We start from the raw sequence: 1,361 nt of genomic DNA, 5'->3' as shown, positions 1-1,361 counted from the left end.
GGGAGTGTCTGAATAACGGTGGATCCGTGGTTGGCCTGACACGCCAGGCCGTGCCTGGCGGGGAGGACCGATTATGAGCGAAACACTGGATCCCATGGCGACTGATGTGGATCAGCAAGAGTTGGCGCAGCAGCTCCTGGCGCAGGCCAGAGAACAGGGTATCGACCTCGTGGGCCCGGGCGGGCTGTTGAACCGACTCACGAAGAACGTTTTGGAGACCGCTCTGGAAGCCGAGATGGACGAGCACCTCGGTTACGGAAAACACGACGTGTCCGGGCGCGGAAGCGGGAACTCCCGTAACGGCATCCGCACGAAGACCGTGCTGACGGAGATCGGGCCGGTGGAGATCGATGTGCCGCGGGACACCGGCTCCACGTTCGACCCGCAGACGGTCAAGAAACGTCAGCGGCGCCTGACGGGCGTGGATGAGATTGTGCTGTCGCTGAGCGCGAAGGGCCTTACGACCGGCGAGATCGCGGCCCATTTCGGGGAGGTGTTCGGTGCCAAGGTATCGAAAGACACGATCTCCCGGATCACTGAAAAGGTGATCGGTGAAATGACTGAGTGGCAGAACCGGCCCCTTGACCGGGTGTTCCCGGTGGTGTTTATCGATGCAATCCACGTCAAGGTCCGCGACGGGCAGGTCACGAACCGGCCGGTCTACGTTGCGATCGGCGTCAGCGTCAACGGCGAACGGGACATCCTCGGGCTGTGGGCCGGGGACGGCGGGGAAGGCGCGAAGTTCTGGCTCTCCGTCCTGACGGAAATCAAGAACCGCGGCGTGGAGGACGTGTGCATCACCGTCTGCGACGGGCTCAAAGGCCTGCCGGAGGCCATCAACACGGTCTGGGACCGCGCCGTGGTCCAGACCTGCATCGTCCACCTGATCAGGAACACCTTCCGGTTCGCGGCCCGGCAATACTGGGACGCAATGTCCCGTGACCTGCGCCCGGTCTACACTGCTCCGTCCGAGGCTGCGGCGAAGGAACGCTTCGTCGATTTCTCCGGCAAATGGGGCCAGCGGTATCCGGCGATCACCCGGCTGTGGGAGAACGCGTGGAGCGAGTTCGTGCCGTTCCTGGACTACGACGTGGAAATCCGGCGGGTCATCTGCAGTACGAACGCCATCGAGTCCGTCAACGCCCGCTACCGGCGCGCGATCCGAGCCCGGGGACATTTCCCCACCGACCAAGCCGCACTGAAATGCCTCTACCTGGCCACTCGGGCACTGGACCCGACTGGCAAAGGCAGGGCACGATGGGCGACGAGGTGGAAGCCGGCCCTGAACGCGTTCGCCATCACCTTCGAAGGAAGAATCAATTAAATGCCAGCCACGGATCCACCGTTAAACGGACACTCCC

1 protein-coding gene is annotated in these 1,361 nt (G+C 63.3%); it reads left to right on the top strand.

All coding sequences use genetic code 11. The features are described from left to right. Positions 1 to 94 precede the first annotated feature (94 nt). The gene (locus ACZYZE_RS18895; RefSeq protein WP_463909556.1) at positions 95 to 1,324 is read left to right on the top strand and encodes an IS256 family transposase; all 1,230 of its coding nucleotides are present in this window, start codon (positions 95 to 97) and stop codon (positions 1,322 to 1,324) included. Positions 1,325 to 1,361: the final 37 nt, after the last annotated feature.

Source organism: Pseudarthrobacter woesei (assembly GCF_055412745.1).
Note: the sequence above shows the minus strand (reverse complement) of the source record. Positions and strands in the feature narration are given on the sequence as shown.

Excerpts from the sequence above, each read along its gene's own strand:
- ACZYZE_RS18895 (WP_463909556.1), top strand. The coding sequence starts at position 95 with ATGGCGACTGATGTGGATCAGCAAGAGTTGGCGCAGCAGCTCCTGGCG.